The sequence below is a fragment of the Eoetvoesiella sp. genome (genome assembly GCF_035555955.1).
Lineage (GTDB): Bacteria > Pseudomonadota > Gammaproteobacteria > Burkholderiales > Burkholderiaceae_B > Eoetvoesia.
Map to the genome: position 1 here is coordinate 48,432 of NZ_DATMGA010000062.1, position 17,990 is coordinate 66,421.

The 17,990-nt window shown below is 64.0% G+C and carries 14 protein-coding genes; 5 read left to right on the forward strand and 9 right to left on the reverse strand.

Features of this window, described 5'->3' with window-relative positions:
* Positions 1–6: 6 nt before the first annotated feature.
* The 6 genes from VNT00_RS14440 to aceE form a co-directional block, all read right to left on the reverse strand.
* Complete coding sequence (locus VNT00_RS14440; RefSeq protein WP_325588663.1) at positions 7–495, reverse strand: CvpA family protein; 489 nt, start codon at positions 493–495, stop codon at positions 7–9.
* Positions 492–1,313: an SPOR domain-containing protein gene (locus VNT00_RS14445; protein WP_325588665.1), complete on the reverse strand. Its 822-nt coding sequence runs from the start codon at positions 1,311–1,313 to the stop codon at positions 492–494. Before VNT00_RS14445 ends, VNT00_RS14440 begins: the two co-directional genes overlap by 4 nt.
* A 54-nt stretch (positions 1,314–1,367) precedes the next feature.
* Positions 1,368–2,669 carry a bifunctional tetrahydrofolate synthase/dihydrofolate synthase gene (gene folC / locus VNT00_RS14450; protein ID WP_325588667.1) on the reverse strand — a complete coding sequence of 434 codons (1,302 nt, stop codon included), beginning with the start codon at positions 2,667–2,669 and terminating at the stop codon, positions 1,368–1,370.
* Between the two features lie 178 nt (positions 2,670–2,847).
* Positions 2,848–4,632 carry a dihydrolipoyl dehydrogenase gene (gene lpdA, locus VNT00_RS14455; protein WP_325588669.1) on the reverse strand — a complete coding sequence of 595 codons (1,785 nt, stop codon included), beginning with the start codon at positions 4,630–4,632 and terminating at the stop codon, positions 2,848–2,850.
* A gap of 9 nt (positions 4,633–4,641) precedes the next feature.
* Positions 4,642–6,330: a dihydrolipoyllysine-residue acetyltransferase gene (gene aceF, locus VNT00_RS14460; RefSeq protein WP_325588671.1), complete on the reverse strand. Its 1,689-nt coding sequence runs from the start codon at positions 6,328–6,330 to the stop codon at positions 4,642–4,644.
* A 12-nt stretch (positions 6,331–6,342) separates the two neighbouring features.
* Complete coding sequence (gene aceE / locus VNT00_RS14465) at positions 6,343–9,066, reverse strand: pyruvate dehydrogenase (acetyl-transferring), homodimeric type (RefSeq protein WP_325588673.1); 2,724 nt, start codon at positions 9,064–9,066, stop codon at positions 6,343–6,345.
* A 263-nt stretch (positions 9,067–9,329) separates the two neighbouring features.
* On the opposite strand from aceE, the gene VNT00_RS14470 reads away from it, so the two are divergent.
* The 5 genes from VNT00_RS14470 to VNT00_RS14490 all read left to right on the forward strand — a co-directional run bounded on the left by VNT00_RS14470 (position 9,330) and on the right by VNT00_RS14490 (position 15,388).
* Positions 9,330–11,087, forward strand: a complete 1,758-nt coding sequence (locus VNT00_RS14470; RefSeq protein WP_325588675.1) for a PAS domain-containing sensor histidine kinase — start codon at positions 9,330–9,332, stop codon at positions 11,085–11,087.
* A complete protein-coding gene (locus VNT00_RS14475; protein WP_325588677.1) occupies positions 11,084–11,710 on the forward strand; it encodes a response regulator transcription factor in 627 nt (208 codons plus the stop codon). The genes VNT00_RS14470 and VNT00_RS14475 overlap by 4 nt, the downstream gene beginning before the upstream one ends.
* Positions 11,707–12,567: a bifunctional methylenetetrahydrofolate dehydrogenase/methenyltetrahydrofolate cyclohydrolase FolD gene (folD, locus tag VNT00_RS14480; RefSeq protein WP_325588679.1), complete on the forward strand. Its 861-nt coding sequence runs from the start codon at positions 11,707–11,709 to the stop codon at positions 12,565–12,567. The genes VNT00_RS14475 and folD overlap by 4 nt, the downstream gene beginning before the upstream one ends.
* 96 nt (positions 12,568–12,663) lie before the next feature.
* Positions 12,664–14,736: a M3 family metallopeptidase gene (locus VNT00_RS14485; RefSeq protein ID WP_325588681.1), complete on the forward strand. Its 2,073-nt coding sequence runs from the start codon at positions 12,664–12,666 to the stop codon at positions 14,734–14,736.
* A 10-nt stretch (positions 14,737–14,746) separates the two neighbouring features.
* Positions 14,747–15,388 (forward strand): SCO family protein, encoded by a 642-nt coding sequence (locus tag VNT00_RS14490; RefSeq protein WP_325588683.1) that lies wholly within the window; start codon positions 14,747–14,749, stop codon positions 15,386–15,388.
* Positions 15,389–15,507: 119 nt separating this feature from the next.
* Here VNT00_RS14490 and VNT00_RS14495 read toward each other — a convergent pair whose 3' ends face one another.
* The 3 genes from VNT00_RS14495 to VNT00_RS14505 form a co-directional block, all read right to left on the reverse strand.
* Complete coding sequence (locus tag VNT00_RS14495; RefSeq protein ID WP_325588685.1) at positions 15,508–16,083, reverse strand: nitroreductase family protein; 576 nt, start codon at positions 16,081–16,083, stop codon at positions 15,508–15,510.
* A gap of 94 nt (positions 16,084–16,177) precedes the next feature.
* Positions 16,178–16,906 (reverse strand): pyridoxine 5'-phosphate synthase, encoded by a 729-nt coding sequence (locus VNT00_RS14500; protein ID WP_325588687.1) that lies wholly within the window; start codon positions 16,904–16,906, stop codon positions 16,178–16,180.
* 33 nt (positions 16,907–16,939) lie between these two features.
* The coding region (locus VNT00_RS14505; RefSeq protein ID WP_325588689.1) for an efflux transporter outer membrane subunit at positions 16,940–17,990 on the reverse strand (1,051 nt) is incomplete at its 5' end.

Consider the following 17,990-nt stretch of genomic DNA (forward strand, 5'->3'; position numbering starts at 1 on the left):
AAGCAATCAGTACGGCAGCCAGGATGCCAGGGACGGCGGCAGCAGTTGCTTTATCTGCTGCACTCCCTTGACGGCGGCGGGCGACAAACGGGCGTCGGACCACCAGGGCTCCTTGGGTAATTCGGTGTAGCCGGCCAGGGCCACGAGAACCAATACTATCAGCAAGCCCCTCAGCAAACCGAACAGCGCGCCCAGGCCGTGATCTGCCGGCGTCAGCCCGGTTTTCTGGATGAGGGTCGCCAGGGTGATGTTGACGAGTCCGACCAAAAGCAGCACCACAATGAATACCGCCGCATAAGCGGCGGCGGTGCGGAGCAAACCATTTTCAATGAAGGCGGCAAGCCAGATGGAAACTCTTGGCCCCCACCATATGGCGGCCACGAAGGCCGCCATATAGGCGACAAGGGACAGAAGCTCTTTGACCAGCCCGCGCAGCAGGCCCAGGAATGCCGACACACCCAGAATGGCCAGCACAATGTAGTCGAAGCTGGTCACTTGCTGGAGATGAAGCCGTTTTCATAGCCCAGGGCGCGCAAGCGTGTTTGGGCCGCCTGGGCGGCGTCGCGCGTGGGGAATGGGCCGACCCGCAGGCGGTAGGTCGGCTTGCCGCCCGAGGTAGCGGTTTCGACGTAGGCGTTGGTGACGCCGGCTGCCAGCAGTTTTTCGCGGCGGGCCTGTGCGTCTTTGTCGGTGGTGTAGGCGGCGATCTGCAGCACGAAATTGCCATGGGCCGTACTGGCCGAATTTGAATTCGCAGCGGCCTTGGCGGGCTTGCGGCCTTCGAGCAAGGCAATGGCCACCGAACCGTCGTCGGTGCGCTCGGTGGTTTTACGGGGCTCTTTGCGTTCGGCTTCCTTGCGTTCGGGCTCTTTGTGCTCGGCCGTGTTTTTCGGATGGGCAGCCTCGGGCGGCGCGGCGGGCTTGGTGCGCGGCGGCTCGGCCTCGGGCTGCGGCATGTTGAGCACGGGGGCTTCGGGCGTGGGGTTGGCAGGCGCTGCGGATTCGGGCACGGGCAGCTGGGAATCGGTGCTTACCGGAGGAGCCGCGGAGCTGTCGGGCGCGGCAGCCACGTTGGGCGCGGGCACCGGGGGAACGGCGGGAACCACGACCGGGGTGGCCTGGTTTTCGGGCTGCGACGTGTTGACGAGCATGGGCACGATGATGACCGCGGCAACAACCAGCACCAGGGCGCCGATGAGCCGGCGGCGTGCGCGGCTGCGCATGTCTTCGGCCTGCGCTTCGCTGGAGGTGCGTGCGCGGGAGCGCGATTGACCAGCCCCGTTTGCGGACTCTTTACGAGAAAATAACCCCATGCGGTAACCCTTGCTTGCCTGAAGGACGGCCAAAGCCGTCTTGAGAAATATCCATCAGCCTTTGCGCCCGATTTCCTTCAAAATGGGACCCACCGTGGAAAACGAGCCGAATACGAGAATTCTATCATTGTCGGCCGCGTCTTTTTGCGCCTCGGTAAAGGCTTGAACCGGATTCTCAAAACTTGCAACAGTTATGGGGTCTTTGCCTTGCGGCGGAAGCAGGCCGCGGACGATCTCGGCCAGGGCCTCGCCGCTGAGGCCGCGCGGCCCCTGGGTTCCCGCGCAATACCAATGATCGACTCGGGTAAGCAGCTTGGACACCACGCCCTTGACGTCTTTGTCGCTCAGCATGCCCAGCACGGCATAGGTGTAGGGATAAAACCCCATGCCGTCCAGGTTTTGCGCCAGGGCGGCGCTGGCATGCGGATTATGCGCCACGTCGAGCACCAGCGCGGGCTGGCCGGGCACGATTTGCAGGCGGCCCGGCAAGGTCACGTGGGACAGGCCGATGCGAATGGCTTGCTGTGGCACGACCAGGCGATCTTCCAGGGCTTCCAGCGCCGCGAGCACCGCGCTGGCGTTGAGCAGTTGGTTGGCTCCCCTGAGCGCCGGATACGCCAGCCCTGCGCGGCGCCTGTTGCGCCCGCCGTAGCCCCATTGCTGGCGGTCGCCGGAAAAATTGAAGTCCTTGCCGGCCAGCCATAAATCGGCGCCGATCTCGTGGGCGTAGTCGATCAGGGTTTGAGGCGGCAACGGATCGGCGCATATGGCCGGACGCCCCGGGCGATAGATGTGCGCTTTCTCGAAGGCGATTTTTTCGCGTGTATCGCCCAGCCATTCGGCGTGGTCGATATCGATGCTGGTTACCACGGCGCAATCGGCGTCAACGATATTGACGGCGTCCAGCCGGCCGCCCAGCCCGACCTCGAGGATGGCGATGTCCACCTTTTGCTGCTCGAACATGCGCAGCGCCGCCAGGGTCGAGAATTCGAAATAGCTGAGCGATACATCGCCGCGCGCCTGGTCGATGGCGTGGAATTGTTCGACGATCTGCGCATCGCCGGCGATCTCGCCATTGAGGCGGATGCGCTCGTTGTAGTCGATGAGATGCGGCGATGTGTACATGCCCACGCGATAGCCCGCCGCCAGCAGTATGGCCTCGAGCATGGCGCAGGTCGAACCCTTGCCGTTGGTGCCGCCGACCGTGATGGCAATGAAGGGAAATGCCAGGCCCAGCTTGCCGGCAACGGTCCGTATTCGATCGAGCCCCAGGTCGATGGCCTTGGGATGCAGGGTTTCAAGATGGCTCAGCCACTGATCCAGGCTGCAGGATTGATCGAGTTTTGAAAGAGGCATAGTAAGCGGCAGAAAAAAGCGCGGCGTCAAAAGCATGCCGCGCAGGCTTCGGAGGAAGCGAACCGGGCCGCCGCCGACCGAACGGGAGTCATGAGCCGGCGCATTCCGCGCCGGCTTCCGGGCGTTATTTTAGACCCTATCCGCCCCGCCGCCGCCAGACACCTCTGGCGGTTTGGGGTTATTTGCGCCGCGCCGGAGGAATGTCGGTGCAACTGCCTTCGGCCACTTCGGCCGCCATGCCCACCGACTCGCCCAGGGTGGGATGCGGATGGATGGTCTTGCCGATGTCCACCGCGTCGGCGCCCATTTCGATGGCCAGCGCGACTTCGCTGATGAGGTCGCCCGCATGGGTGCCGACGATGCCGCCGCCGACGATGCGATGGGTCTGGGCGTCGAACAGCAGCTTGGTGAAGCCCTCGTCACGGCCGTTGGCAATGGCGCGGCCCGAAGCCGCCCACGGGAACAGCCCCTTCTCGACGGCGATGCCCTCTTTCTTGGCATCGTCTTCGGTCAGGCCCACCCACGCGACTTCCGGATCGGTGTAGGCCACCGAAGGAATGACGCGCGCATCGAAATAGCTTTTCTGGCCGGCGATGACCTCGGCGGCCACGTGCGCTTCGTGCACGGCTTTGTGCGCCAGCATGGGCTGGCCGACGATATCGCCGATGGCGAAGATATGCGGCACATTGGTGCGCATCTGCTTGTCGACGGCGATGAAGCCGCGGTCGCTCACGGCAACCCCCGCTTTCTCGGCGGCCAGTTTCTTGCCATTGGGGCTGCGGCCCACGGCCTGCAGGACCAGGTCGTAGCGCTGCGCTTCCTTGGGCGCGTTCTGGCCCTCAAAGCTGACCCAGATGCCGTCGTCGCGGGCTTCGGCGCCCACCGTCTTGGTCTCGAGCATGATGTGATCGAAACGGCGCGCGTTCATTTTTTGCCAGACCTTGACCAGGTCGCGGTCGGCACCCTGCATCAGCCCGCTGAGCATTTCGACCACGTCGAGCCTGGCGCCCAGCGCCGAATACACCGTACCCATTTCGAGGCCGATGATGCCGCCGCCCACGATCAGCATTTTTTGTGGAACAGATGCCAGCTGCAGCGCGCCTGTGGAATCGACGATGCGGGGATCGTCGGGCAGGAACGGCAGCTTGACCGACTGGCTGCCGGCCGCGATGATGGCCGACTTGAACTGCACGGTCTGCGTTTTGCCGTCGGGCGTCTGGACCGATAAATGATGGGGGTCGGCGAACTGCCCGACCCCCTGCAGGACGGCGACCTTGCGCGCCTTGGCCATGCCCGCCAGCCCGCCGGTAAGCTTGCCGACCACGCTGTCTTTGTAGCCGCGCAAGGCATCCAGGTTGATGGAGGGCGCCCCGAACGAAATGCCGTGGGCGGCAAGAGCCTGGGCTTCCTCGGCCACGGCCGCCGTGTGCAGCAGCGCCTTGGAAGGAATGCAGCCGACGTTCAGGCAGACTCCGCCCAGAGTGGAATAGCGTTCGACCAGCACCACGCTCAAGCCCAGGTCGGCGGCGCGGAACGCGGCCGAATAGCCGCCGGGCCCGGCGCCCAGAACCAGAACGTCGCACTGGGCGTCGGCCGAACCCGAGAACTGCGCGGGCGCGGGCGCCGCGGCCGGAGCGGCGGGGCTTTGCGGCTTGGAAGCCGGAGCGGAGCTTGCCGGCGCCGCGGCGCCTGCCGCGGGCGCGGCGGCCTTGGCGGCGGGCTGCTCGGCCGCCTCGATCTGGACGATGGCGCTGCCTTCGGCGACCTTGTCGCCCAGCTTGACCAGCAAGGCCTTGACCACCCCGCCCTGCTTGGCGGGAATTTCCATGGAGGCCTTGTCGGATTCGACCGTGATGAGGCTTTGCTCGGCCTTGATGGTGTCGCCTACGGCAACCAGGATTTCAATGACTTCGACCTCGGCGAAATCGCCGATGTCGGGGACTTGCAATTCAATCGTGCTCATAGGGCTTCCTTATAGCGCAATGCGCCGGAAATCGGCCAGCAGAGCCGACAGATAGGCATTGAAGCGGGCAGCAGAAGCGCCGTCGATGACCCGGTGGTCGTACGACAGCGACAGCGGCAGCATGAGGCGCGGCTGGAAAGCCTGGCCATCCCACACCGGCTGGTGGGCCGAACGCGAAACCCCGAGAATGGCGACTTCAGGCGCATTGATGATGGGCGTGAACGAGGTGCCGCCGATTCCGCCCAGCGACGAAATGGAGAAGCACCCGCCCTGCATCTGGGACGGCGACAGCTTGCCGTCGCGCGCCTGCTTGGCCAGTTCGGAGGTTTCGGCGGCCAGCTCGAAAATGCCTTTTTTGTCGGCATCGCGAATGACCGGCACCACCAGGCCCGTGGGCGTATCGGCTGCAAATCCGATATGGTAGTACTGCTTGAGCACCAGCTTGTCGCCGTCGAGCGAGGCATTGAACTCGGGGAATTTCTTGAGCGCGGCCACCACGGCCTTGATCAGGAAGGCCAGCATGGTGACCTTGATGCCGGATTTCTGGTTTTCCTTGTTGAGCGTCACGCGCAGTGCTTCCAGGTCGGTGATGTCGGCCTGATCGTTATTGGTGACGTGGGGAATCATGACCCAGTTGCGATGCAGATTGGCGCCCGATATTTTCTTGATGCGCGACAGCGGCTTTTCCTCGATGGGGCCGAACTTGGCGAAATCGACCTTGGGCCAATCCAGCACCGACAAACCGCCGCCCGACGCAACCGCGCCGGCGGGCGCGGCGCCGCCGGCCACGACCTGCTTGACGAAACCACGCACGTCGTCGGCGGAGATGCGGCCGTTCTTGCCGCTGCCGGTAACACGGGCCAGGTCGACGCCCAGCTCGCGCGCGAACTTGCGCACCGAAGGCGAAGCGTGAGCCAGGTTGCGCTTGGGCGCCTCGGCGATTTCAGCGGTGGGCGACGGATGGGAAACCGGCTCGGAAGCCAGCGCACTGGTAGAGGCAGGCGCCGCGGGCGCAGCCTGCGCTGCGGCCTGAGCGGGCGCACTTTGCGCCGGCGCCGGGGCGCTGGCAGGCGCGGAGGCCGGAGCGGCCTGGGCGGCCCCCGTGGCTTCGAGGTCGACGACCGGCGAACCCTGCTTGACCTTGTCGCCCACCTTGACCCGGATAGCCTTGACCACGCCGGCGGCCGAGGACGGGATTTCCATGGAGGCCTTGTCGGACTCGACCGTGATGAGGCTTTGCTCGGCCTTGACGGTGTCGCCCACGGCAACCAGGACCTCGATGACGTCCACTTCGCTGAAGTCGCCGATATCGGGCACTTCGACAGTGACCGGGCCCGAACTCGCGGCCGGGGCCGGGGCCGGGGCCGGCGCCGCAGCGGCCGGAGCCGGCGCGGCGGAGGCGGCTTCCGGCTTGGCGGCCGGGGCCTCGGGCGCCTTGGGGGCCTCTGCCGAAGCGGATTCCGCCTCGAGCTCGAGGATGACCGAACCCTCTTTGACCTTGTCGCCCACCTTGACCTTCAGCGCCTTGACCACCCCAGCGGCCGACGAAGGAATCTCCATGGATGCCTTGTCGGACTCGACCGTGATGAGGCTTTGCTCGGCCTTGACGGCGTCGCCCACGGCGACCAGTATTTCAATGACATCCACTTCGCTAAAGTCGCCAATATCGGGAACTTTAATCTCGACGGTATTGCTCATGTGTCTCCCCTCTTAGGCGTGATGCGGATTCGCTTTATTGACGTCGATATCGTACTTTTTAATGGCTTCAGTCACCTTGGAGGCAGGCACCAGCCCATCGTCGGCCAAGGCGCGCAGCGCAGCAAGCACCACGAAGTGCTTGTTGATCTCGAAGTGCTCGCGCAGCTTGTAGCGGAAATCCGAGCGGCCGAATCCGTCGGTGCCCAGCACCGACAGCCGGCGCCCCTGCGGCACGTACGGGCGGATCTGGTCGCCGAACAGCTTGACGTAGTCGCTGGACACCACGATGGGGCCGGTGGTTTCGGCCAGCTTCTGCGTAATGTAGGGCACCGGCGCCTTGGTGTCTTCGGGATGCAGAAGGCGGTGGCGGTCGCAATCCAGGCCGTCGCGGCGCAATTCGGTGAAGCTGGTCACGCTCCAGACGTCCGAACTGACGCCCCAGTCGGCTTCCAGGAGTTTCTGGGCCTCGAGCACTTCGCGATACAGAATGGTGCCCGAACCCATGAGCTGCACGCGCAGCTTGTCCTTGGGCTTGCCCGTGGACTTGAGCTTGTACATGCCGCGCACGATGCCCTCTTCGTCGCCCTTGGTGAGGCCGGGCTGAGGATAGTTTTCGTTCATCACGGTGATGTAGTAGAAAACGTTTTCCTGGTTTTCGATCATGCGCTTGAGGCCGTTCTGGATGATGACGGCCAGCTCGTGCGCAAACGTGGGATCGTAGGACACGCAGTTGGGGATCAACGCCGACTGGATGTGGCTGTGTCCGTCTTCGTGCTGCAGGCCTTCGCCGTTGAGCGTGGTGCGCCCCGCCGTGCCGCCCAGCAGGAAGCCGCGGGCCTGCATGTCGCCGGCCGCCCAGGCTAGGTCGCCGATGCGCTGGAATCCGAACATCGAGTAATAGATGTAGAACGGAATCATGATGCGGTTGTTGCTGGAATAGGACGTGGACGCCGCGATCCAGGAACTGAACGCGCCAGCCTCGTTGATGCCTTCTTGCAGCAACTGGCCGTCGGCCGATTCACGGTAATACATGACCTGGTCTTTATCGACCGGCACGTACTTCTGGCCTTCGGGCGCATAGATGCCGATCTGGCGGAACAGGCCTTCCATGCCGAAGGTGCGCGACTCGTCGGCCAGGATGGGAACCACGCGCGGGCTGAGCTGCTTGTCGCGCAGGATTTGATTGAGAATGCGCACGAAAGCCTGCGTGGTGGAAATTTCGCGCCCTTCGGCGGTGGGTTCCAGCACAGCCTTGAATACCTCGAGATCCGGCACGGGAAGATGCTCGTCGGCCTTGGTGCGGCGCTTGGGCAGGTAGCCGCCCAGCGCCTTGCGGCGTTCGTGCAGGTACTTCATTTCGGGCGAGTCTTCGGCCGGCTTGAAGTACGGCAGCTCGTCGATCTTGTCGTCCGGAATGGGGATGTTGAAGCGGTCGCGGAATTCGCGCACCGAATCCATGTCGAGTTTCTTCTGCTGGTGGGTGGGGTTCTTGGCCTGGCCCACCTGCCCCATGCCGTAGCCCTTGATGGTCTTGGCCAGGATGACCGTGGGCTGGCCGGTGTGCTTGCTGGCCGCGTCGAACGCCGCATACACCTTGTTGGGGTCGTGGCCGCCGCGGTTCAGGCGCCAGATGGCTTCGTCGCTCATGCGGCTGACCATTTCGAGCAGCTTGGGGTGCTTGCCGAAGAAGTGCTCGCGCACGAAGGCGCCGTCATGCGCCTTGTAGGCCTGGTATTCGCCGTCGACCGATTCTTCCATGATGCGGCGCAGAATGCCTTCTTTGTCGTGGGCCAGGAGAGGGTCCCAGTAGCCGCCCCAGATCAGCTTGATGACGTTCCAGCCGCTGCCGCGGAAATCGCCTTCGAGTTCCTGGATGATTTTGCCGTTGCCGCGCACCGGGCCGTCGAGCCGCTGCAGATTGCAGTTGATGACGAAGATGAGGTTGTCGAGTTTTTCACGCGCAGCAAGACTGATGGCGCCCAGGGATTCGGGCTCGTCCATTTCGCCGTCGCCGCAGAACACCCAGACCTTGCGTTTGCTGGTGTCGGCGATGCCGCGGGCATGCAGGTACTTGAGGAAGCGGGCCTGGTAGATGGCCATGATGGGCCCCAGGCCCATGGAAACCGTGGGAAACTGCCAGAACTCGGGCATGAGCTTGGGGTGCGGATACGACGAAAGCCCCTTGCCGCCGACCTCCTGGCGGAAATTGTCGAGCTGCTCTTCGGTGAGCCGGCCCTCGAGAAAGGCGCGGCCGTACATGCCGGGCGAGGTATGGCCCTGGAAGTAGACGAGGTCGCCGCCATGCTCGGGCGTTTCGCCGTGCCAGAAGTGATTCTGGCCGCAGCCTATCATGGTGGCCAGCGAAGCGAACGAGGCAATGTGCCCGCCCAGGTCGCCGCCGTCTTCGGGATGGTGGCTGTTGGCCTTGACCACCATGGCCATGGCGTTCCAGCGGATGTACGAACGGATGCGCTCTTCGAGCGCCAGGTTGCCCGGATGCGCGGGCTCCAGGCCGGGAGGGATGGTATTGACGTAGGCCGTGTTCGGCGAGAACGGAATGTGGGCGCCCGAACGGCGCGCCAGGTCGATGAGGCGTTCCAGCAGGAAATGAGCGCGTTCCGGCCCTTCTCGATCCAGGACGGCGGCTAGCGCTTCGAGCCATTCCTGGGTTTCGAGCGCATCTTCGTCAGCCGCGTTCGCCATTGCGGTAACTGGTAGTTGGTCAAGAGAGGACATTCGCTGTCTCCTTTTAGGATATATATCGAAGCAGATCCAACCCCTTTGTAAGAAGGTTGTATCACGTAACTGGCTCGCACTCGCACAACGACAGCGGCGTCCGGTCGAGAACCTACCTCCCAGCCGATGTGGTTAGGGCCATTCTAAGAAAGACCCTAGATTTGGGCAAGCGAAATTTCACTTTATGGTATAAGTTTTTATAATGTGAAAAATTACTTTATGTCTTACAGATTAAAATAAGCCAACCACTCAATTGCGGAATCATGGCCAGTCCAGCGAAAAAGTCCCTCATTCCCACTACGTTCTACGACCAGGCCCGCAACAATCGGCGCGGCCTCTATTGGTTGACGCCGGTCGTCGTGCTGGTTCTGTACCTGTGCGTCATGGGCGTGTTCATCTGGCTGCAAAGGCTGCACAACGACAGCGTTATGTTCGTGAGCATCGACCAGGAGGCCCGCCAGCAGCGCCTGATGATGGTGGTGGTGGCGCTGTCCCTGGTCATCGTCGTAAGCCTGCTTGCATTATGGCGCTACACGCGCTTTCGCACCCGGGCCGAATCGGCCCTCATCGCCGAGACCGGATTCCGGCGCGCCATGGAAAACTCCATGTCCACGGGCATGCGCGTCTTCGACATGCAGGGGCGCATCGCCTACGTCAATCCCGCGTTCTGCCGCATGATAGGCTGGAACGAGGCCGACCTCATCGGCCGCACCACGCCCTTCCCCTATTGGCTGCCCGGCCGCCACGCCCACCACCAGGAAACGCTGGACCTGCTGCTTTCGGGCCGCACGCCCAGCAGCGGCCTGGAAGTCGAGGCGCAGCGGCGCGACGGTTCGCGCTTTACCGCCCGCATGTACGTCTCGCCCCTGCGCGACCCCAGCGGCGAGCAAATCGGCTGGATGACCTCCATGACCGACATCACCGAACCCAAGCGCATCCGCGAAGCCCTCACGGCGGCGCACGAGCGCTTCATGACCGTGCTCGAAGGCCTCGACGACGCCATTTCCGTGGTCGCCGACACCACCGAGGGCCTGGAACTGCTGTTCGCCAACCGCACCTACCGGCGCTTCTTCGGAGCGCAGTCCAGCGGCCACGCCGAGCTGCTGGGCGGGCGCCTGGGACGCTTTACCGACGAAACCGTCGAGGTCTTTTCCAAGTCGGCCCAGCGCTGGTTCGAAGTGCATCATCGCATGCTGGCCTGGACCGACGGGCGGCGCGTGCGGCTGCAAGTGGCGCGCGACATCACCGAGCGCCGCCAGCACGAAGAAGCCTCGCGCGTGCAGCAGGAAAAAATCCAGCTCACCAGCCGGCTCACCACCATGGGCGAAATGGCCTCGTCGCTGGCGCACGAACTCAACCAGCCCCTGACCGCCATCAGCAACTACAACATGGGCGCCGTCGCCATGATCAAGGCGGGCAACGCCCAGACCGAGGTCGTGCTGGAAGCGCTCAGCAAGGCGGCCAGCCAGGCCGAGCGGGCCGGAAAAATCATCAGCCGCATCCGCGAGTTCGTCAAGCGCAGCGAGCCTCGCCGGCAGCGCGTCACCGTTACGCGCATCCTGGAAAACGCCATTTCCTTCGCCGACATCGACGCCCGCAAACGCCAGGTCGACATCGAAAAGCACGTGCCCGAGGTCCTGCCCGAAGTCATGGCCGACCCCATTCTTATTGAGCAAGTGCTGTTAAATCTGTTAAAAAACGGCATTGAAGCCATGGAGCAAAGCGAATATCGCATCCTTCACGTAGTCGTCACCGACCAGTCGCCGCTGGTCGAGATCGCGGTCATCGACCGCGGCCACGGCTTGCGCGACCCCGAGCGGCTGTTCGAGCCCTTCTACAGCACCAAGTCGGAGGGGCTGGGCATGGGGCTTAATATTTGCCGCACCATCATCGAGTCCCACCATGGGCGTTTGTGGGCAGCCGCAAACCCGGAAGGCGGTACTATTTTCCGATTCACGCTACCTTGCGCCGCGCCCCTGGCGCCGGATCAACCAACGAATTCCCAGGAGTTGCATGCATGAGCACACCCCATACCTCCAACACCGTTTTCATCGTCGATGACGACGAGGCAGTACGCGATTCGCTGCGATGGCTGCTCGAGGCCAACGGTTACCGGGTGAAAAGCTACGCGGGCGCCGAAGACTTCCTCAACGCCTACGACCCCGAGCAAATCGGGGTGCTGATCGCGGACGTGCGCATGCCCGGCATGAGCGGCCTCGAGCTCCAGGAAGAGCTGCTGGCCCGCCAGGCTCCGCTGCCCATCGTCTTCATCACCGGCCACGGCGACGTGCCCATGGCGGTATCCACCATCAAGAAGGGCGCGGTCGACTTCCTCGAAAAACCGTTCAACGAAACCGACCTGCGCACCATCGTGGCGCGCATGCTCGAGCAAGCGTCCGAGCGCGCCTCGCAGGCCCAGGCGCAAAAGAACCACCAGGCGGTACTGGGCCGCCTGACCTCGCGCGAACAGCAAGTGCTCGAGCGCATCGTGGCCGGTCGCCTGAACAAGCAGATCGCGGGCGACCTGAACATCAGCATCAAGACGGTCGAGGCCCATCGCGCCAACATCATGGAAAAGCTCGAAGTCACCACCGTCGCCGACCTCATGAAAATCGCCCTCACCAAAACCGAGGGGGTGGCATGACGGCACGCATCATCGATGGCAAGGCATTGTCCGACGCCATCAAGGCCGAGGTTGCAAAACGCGTTGCAGAACTCAAGAAAAATGGCATTACCCCGGGCCTGGCCGTCGTCCTGGTGGGCGAAGACCCCGCCTCGCAAGTCTATGTGCGCAACAAGGTGGCGGCCTGCGAAAAAGCCGGCCTGCATTCGCGCACGGTCCGCCTGGCGACCGACTCCACCGAAGAGCATCTGCTGGACATCGTGCGCGAACTCAACCGCGACGACACCATACACGGCATCCTGGTGCAACTGCCGCTGCCCGCCCATATGAACTCGGCGCGCGTCATCGAAACCATCGCCGCCGCCAAGGACGTGGATGGCTTCCACATCAGCAACGCCGGCCTGCTGATGACCGGACAACCCCTGTTCAGGCCCTGCACGCCCTACGGCATCATGAAGATGCTCGAATCCGAAAGCGTGGCGCTGCGCGGCGCGGAAGCCGTCGTCGTGGGAGCCAGCAACATCGTGGGCAAGCCCATGGCCATGCTGCTGCTGGCCGCCGGCGCCACCGTGACCCTGTGCAACTCCAAGACCCGAGACCTGGGCGCCCAGACCCGCCGCGCCGACGTGCTGGTCGTGGCCACGGGCAAGCCCGACATGATTACCGGCGACATGATCAAGCCGGGCGCCATCGTCATCGACGTGGGCATCAACCGCAAGTCCGACGGCAAGCTTACCGGCGATGTCGAATTCGCCACCGCCAGCAAGGTGGCGGGCGCCATCACTCCCGTCCCGGGCGGTGTCGGCCCCATGACCATCGCCATGCTGCTGGTCAATACCTTGGAAGCCGCGGAACGTTGCGCCGCTAAAGCGGTCTAACATCTATCGACCCGTTTCAGCCCTGACGCGATCTCCTTAATCTCTATGGGTTAACAGGCCCTGATCGGCAACTCTCGTTTTTGCAGGCTTTACCCCATGACTCAAAACCCTTTGCTCGTCCCCATCCAGTCGCTCATCGACTACGCGGCCGTTGAGCCTGCGCACATCGAGCCGGCCATTTCCAGCCTCATCGACGTCTCGCGCAAGGCCGTCGACGCGGCGGCCGACCCCACCCTGCCCGCAAGCTGGGCGGCCATCATCGAGCCGCTGGAAAGCGTCACCGAAAAGCTGTGGCGGGCCTGGTCCGTGGCGGGCCACCTGAACGCCGTGGTCAATACGCCCGAGCTGCGGGAAGCCTACAACCAGTGCCTGCCCCTGGTTACCGAGTTCTCCACCTGGGTGGGCCTGCACACCGGGCTTTACGAGCAATACCGCCGGCTGCGCGACGACGCCGGCTTTGTCGACCTGTCTTCCGTGCGCCAGCGCATCATCGAGCTGGCACTGCGCGACTTCCGCCTCAGCGGCGTCGAGCTGCAAGGCGAACAGCGCACGCGCTACGCGCAGATCTCCGACCAGGAGGCGCGGGTTTCCCAGAAGTTCTCCGAAAACGTGCTCGACTCCATCGACAACTGGTCGTTGCTCGTCACCGACGAGGCCCGGCTGGCCGGCGTTCCGGCCGATGCCGTGCATGCGGCGCACAGCGCCGCGCAGGCCGCGGACAAACAAGGCTGGCTGCTCACCCTGAAAATGCCCTGCTACCTGCCGGTCATGCAGCATGCGCGCGACCGCAGCCTGCGCGAAACCCTGTACCGCGCCTACGGCACCCTGGCTTCCGAGCAAGGCGATCCGGCCCTGGACAACTCGCCCCTCATCGAGCAGTTGCTGGATCTGCGGGCCCAGGAAGCCAGGCTGCTGGGCTATGCGGACTTCGCCGAACTGCGGCTGCAGACGCGCATGGCCGGAAGCGCCGACGAAGTCCTTTCCTTCTTGCGCGAACTGGCGCAAAAGGCCAAGCCCTACGCGCAGCAAGACCTGGCCCAACTGCGCCGCTATGCGCAGGAACAATACCAGCTCACCGAACTCGAGCCCTGGGACATCCCGTTCATTTCCGAGCGCCTGCGCGAAGCCCGCTATGCCTACTCCGAAGACGAGGTCAAGCAGTACTTCACCGAGCCGCAGGTCCTGAAAGGCCTGTTCCACGTCATCGAAAAGCTGTTCGGAGTGCGGCTGCGCGCCGCCAGCGCCAGCACCTGGCATGCCGACGCACGCGCCTTCGTCGTCGAAACGCCCCTGGGCGATGCGCTGGGCCACCTGTTCATGGATCTCTACGCCCGCAACGGCAAGCAAAGCGGCGCCTGGGTCGATAGCGAGCGCAATCGCCGCCGAAGCAGCCAGGGCCTGCAAACCCCCGTGGTCTACCTGACCTGCAACTTCTCCGCGCCGCAGGCGGGCAAGCCGGCCCTGCTCTCGCACGACGACGTCATCACCCTGTTCCACGAAAGCGGCCACGCCCTGCATGCCCTGCTTTCCCTGGTCGACGATCCGGGCGCTTCGGCCTTTGCCAGCGTCGAATGGGACGCCATCGAACTGCCTTCGCAGTTCATGGAGAACTTCTGCTGGGAATGGGCCGTGGTGCAAGCCATGTCGCGCCACGTGGATACCGGCGAAACGCTGCCGCGCGCCCTCTACGACAAGCTGCTGGCCGCCAGGAATTTCCAGAACGGCATGCAGACCGTGCGCCAGATCGAGTTCTCGCTGTTCGACATGATCATCCATCATCAAGCCAACGGCCTGCCCATCGCCCAGGTCATGCAAACCCTGAATCAGGTGCGGCAGGAAGTCGCCGTCCTGTTCCCGCCGGAATGGCACCGTTTCCCGCAGAATTTTTCGCACTTGTTCGCGGGCGGCTATGGGGCCGGCTACTACAGCTACAAATGGGCGGAAGTGCTGTCGGCGGATGCCTACAGCGCGTTCGAGGAAGCCGCCACGCTGGACAAGGACGGCGTGCGCGACACCCTGGACGCCGCAACCGGCCTGCGGTTCCGCGACGAAATCCTGGCCGTGGGCGGTTCGCGCCCGGCGGCCGAATCCTTCCGCGCCTTTCGCGGGCGCGACGCCTCCATGCAAGCCCTGCTGCGCCACGGCGGCATGGACGGCGCCATCCAGTAAGGAGCAGATCATGCGTATTTCCCGGCTCCTGGCCACGGCTGCGGCGGCGCTGCTGGCATGCGCATCGGCACAGGCCGCCGATGTCCCCGCCATTGGCTCGTCCGCCTCGGCGCTGGAGACTGCCGGCGGTGCCGGCGGCAAGGCTATCCACCACGTCAGGGGATTTCTGCCCGACCTGCGATTCACGCTGAACGGCGCCGGCGGCAAAACCGTGACCCAGGACGACTTCAAGGGCAAGGTGGTCATGCTGTTCTTCGGCTACGCCAGCTGCCCCGACATTTGCCCGACGACCATGGCGCAATTGGCGCAGGTCATGCAGAACCTGGGCAGCGACGCCAACAGGGCAAGAATCGTGTTCGTCAGCGTCGACCCGCACCGCGACACGCCCGACAAGCTGCAGGCCTATGTAGATGTATTCGGCAAGAACGCCGTGGGCCTGACCGGCACACCCAGGCAGATCGCCGACGTGGCCCGCCGCTACAGAGTCGCCTACCAGATTGAAAAGCCCAAGGCCGGCGACACCGAAAACTACGAAGTCGCGCACGGACGCGGCGTATACATCTTCGACCCCTCCGGCCGCGCGCGCCTCCTGGCCTCCGACGCCAATTCCGTCCAGGCCATCACCGACGGCGTCAAATCCTTGTTGAAATAACCCGCCTCAACAGCGCGGCGTAGAAGCCTCCGGCTCGCCGCCGGGCCGCCCCAAGGCGAGCCGCGCCCCCCCCGGGGGGCAGCAAGCAGGCGTGAGCCTGCGCGGCGTGGGGGCCCTATTTATTCACCCGTCCATTCAGATACAAAGGCCTTGTGGTCGGGCCTGACGGCGGGTTCGGACGCCCGCACCGGAGTTCCCATGGCAAGGTAGCCCAGGAAGCGGTAGTCCAGGCCGTCGAAGCCCAGCGCCTCGTTCACCTCGTCCACATAAGTGCCCAGGCCCGTGCTCCAGTATGCCCCGTAACCCAGCATGTGCGCCGCATTGAGCATATTCGTAACGGCGGCGCCCACTGCCAGCATGCGCTCGTGCTCGGGAATCTTCGTGTTGGAATGGTCGATGCGGCAGGCCAGGGCGATCAGCAACGGCACTTTGCCCAGCCAGGCCCGATTGGAGGCGATTTTTTCGGCCGCCACCGGGCGCCCTGCCCGTTCGCTGGCCGCGAACACCAGCTCCATCAGGCGCGCAATGGCTTCGCCGCGAATGAGCTTGAAGCGCCAGGGCTGGAGTTTGCCGTGATCGGGCGCCGACATGCCCGCCTGCAATATCCGGGCCAGATCCGCGTCGGACGGGGCCGGCGCCTGCACGAACTTGACCGAGCGGCGCGAAAGCAGGTAATCGATGGGTGCTGTGGACATACGTCTCCTTGCCAAAAAAGGCGTCGAAGCCGCCTATGGCGGCCATGCAAAAAGAAAAACGACACAGGAGCGCGCGTTTGACGAATCCGGGAAATCAGGACGGGCGGACGGCGGCCACCATGAGGGCCTTCATGTCGCGCACCGCTTTTTCCCAGCCGTCGAATATCGCCCGCGCCACGATGGCATGCCCGATATTCAGTTCGGATACGCCCGGGATGCGGGCGATGTCCTGGACATTGCCATAATGCAGGCCATGGCCCGCGTTGACGCGCAAGCCGCTGCTTATACCGTGCGTCACCCCCCGGCGGATGCGCTCGAGCTCTTGCCCGGCCGCATCGCCGGCGGCATCGGCGAACGCCCCGGTATGCAATTCAATGACCGTGCTGCCGCAGCGGGCGGCAGCATCGATTTGGGCGGGGTCGGGATCGATGAACAGCGAGACGCGTATGCCGGCGTCGTGCAACTGCCCGACCGCCGATTTCACGGCGTCGAAATGCCCGGCAACATCGAGCCCGCCCTCGGTGGTGAGCTCGCTGCGTTTTTCGGGAACCAGGCAGACATCGTCGGGTTTTATCCGGCAGGCGATGGCAAGCATTTCCGGCGTAATGGCGCACTCCAGATTCATGCGCGTGCGCAGCTTGGGCCGTATCGCGGCCACGTCCGCATCCTGGATATGGCGACGGTCTTCACGCAGATGCAGGGTAATGGCATCGGCCCCCGCCTCTTCGGCGCGAACGGCCGCCTCGACCGGATCGGGATACACGGTAAAACGCTGCTGGCGCAGCGTCGCCACATGGTCAATATTTACACCGAGCTCAATCATCGACTAGCCTTTTCATTCAACACACAGCGGCGGCTAGCCGCCCTGGCCCGGCGCGAAGGTCTCCGCGCTTGCCTGGGCCGAGTTTTCGAGCCAGCCTCCGCCCAGGGCCTTGTACAGCTCGACGCGGTTGGTCAGCGAAGCCAGCCCCGCCTGCAGGAACTGCTGTTGTGCAGTGTACAGGGAGATTTCGGAAGTCTGCACCTGGAGGAAACTGTCGATGCCGTTGTCATAGCGCAGTTGCGCCACTTCCAGGGATTTCATCGACGCATCCTCGAGCGAACGCAAAGCATCCAGCTGCGCAGCGTACGTGGCTTCGCCCGCCAGGGCATCGGCCACTTCCCGGAATGCTGTCTGGATGGTTTTTTCATACTGCGCAACCGCGATGTTCTTGCGCGCCTTGGCCAGATCCAGATTGCCGCTGACCCCGCCCGAGAAGATCGGCATGGTCATTTGCGGCGTGAACGACCAATAGCGCTGGGAGCCGCTGAACAGGCCGCCCAGCGCGGGGCTGGCGAACCCCAACAGGCCCGTGATGGATATATTGGGGAAGAAAGCCGCGCGTGCGGCGCCGATGTTGGCATTTGCGCCCATCAGGTCGTGCTCGGCGCCCATGATGTCGGGCCGGCGAGTCAGCAACTCGGAAGGTAGGCCGGCCGGCACGGAAGCCACCAGTTGGTCTTTGCCGAAAGGCGCGGCCGCCGGCAGGTCGGCCGGCAGCGGCTGGCCGACAAGCAGCTGCAGCGCATTGCGTGCCTGCGCCTGCGCGCGTTTGGAGCTTTGCAGATCTGCCCGCGCCGTATCGACCTGGGTCTTGGCCTGGTACAGGTCGAGCGCACCCGCCACGCCCAGGTCGTAGCGCTGCTTGACCAGGTCATAGCTGGCCTGGCGCGATTTCAGCGTCTTTTGCACCAGATCTTGCTGCAGCTGCGCGGTGCGCAGCGAGAAATACGCTTCCGCCACCTGGGCTACCAGGCTTATATGAACCGTGCGCTGCGCCTGTTCGGTCGACAGGTACTGCTGATAGGCAGCGTCGGTCAGGCTCTTGACCCGGCCGAAGAAGTCCAGCTCGAACGACGTCGTGCCG

Bases quoted from the DNA above. Each gene is read 5' to 3' on its own strand.
- VNT00_RS14495 (WP_325588685.1), bottom strand. From the start codon at position 16,083: ATGTCCACAGCACCCATCGATTACCTGCTTTCGCGCCGCTCGGTCAAG.
- VNT00_RS14470 (WP_325588675.1), top strand. From the start codon at position 9,330: ATGGCCAGTCCAGCGAAAAAGTCCCTCATTCCCACTACGTTCTACGAC.
- aceE (WP_325588673.1), bottom strand. From the start codon at position 9,066: ATGTCCTCTCTTGACCAACTACCAGTTACCGCAATGGCGAACGCGGCT.
- VNT00_RS14490 (WP_325588683.1), top strand. From the start codon at position 14,747: ATGCGTATTTCCCGGCTCCTGGCCACGGCTGCGGCGGCGCTGCTGGCA.
- folD (WP_325588679.1), top strand. From the start codon at position 11,707: ATGACGGCACGCATCATCGATGGCAAGGCATTGTCCGACGCCATCAAG.
- aceF (WP_325588671.1), bottom strand. From the start codon at position 6,330: ATGAGCAATACCGTCGAGATTAAAGTTCCCGATATTGGCGACTTTAGC.
- VNT00_RS14500 (WP_325588687.1), bottom strand. From the start codon at position 16,906: ATGATTGAGCTCGGTGTAAATATTGACCATGTGGCGACGCTGCGCCAG.
- VNT00_RS14445 (WP_325588665.1), bottom strand. From the start codon at position 1,313: ATGGGGTTATTTTCTCGTAAAGAGTCCGCAAACGGGGCTGGTCAATCG.
- folC (WP_325588667.1), bottom strand. From the start codon at position 2,669: ATGCCTCTTTCAAAACTCGATCAATCCTGCAGCCTGGATCAGTGGCTG.
- lpdA (WP_325588669.1), bottom strand. From the start codon at position 4,632: ATGAGCACGATTGAATTGCAAGTCCCCGACATCGGCGATTTCGCCGAG.
- VNT00_RS14485 (WP_325588681.1), top strand. From the start codon at position 12,664: ATGACTCAAAACCCTTTGCTCGTCCCCATCCAGTCGCTCATCGACTAC.
- VNT00_RS14475 (WP_325588677.1), top strand. From the start codon at position 11,084: ATGAGCACACCCCATACCTCCAACACCGTTTTCATCGTCGATGACGAC.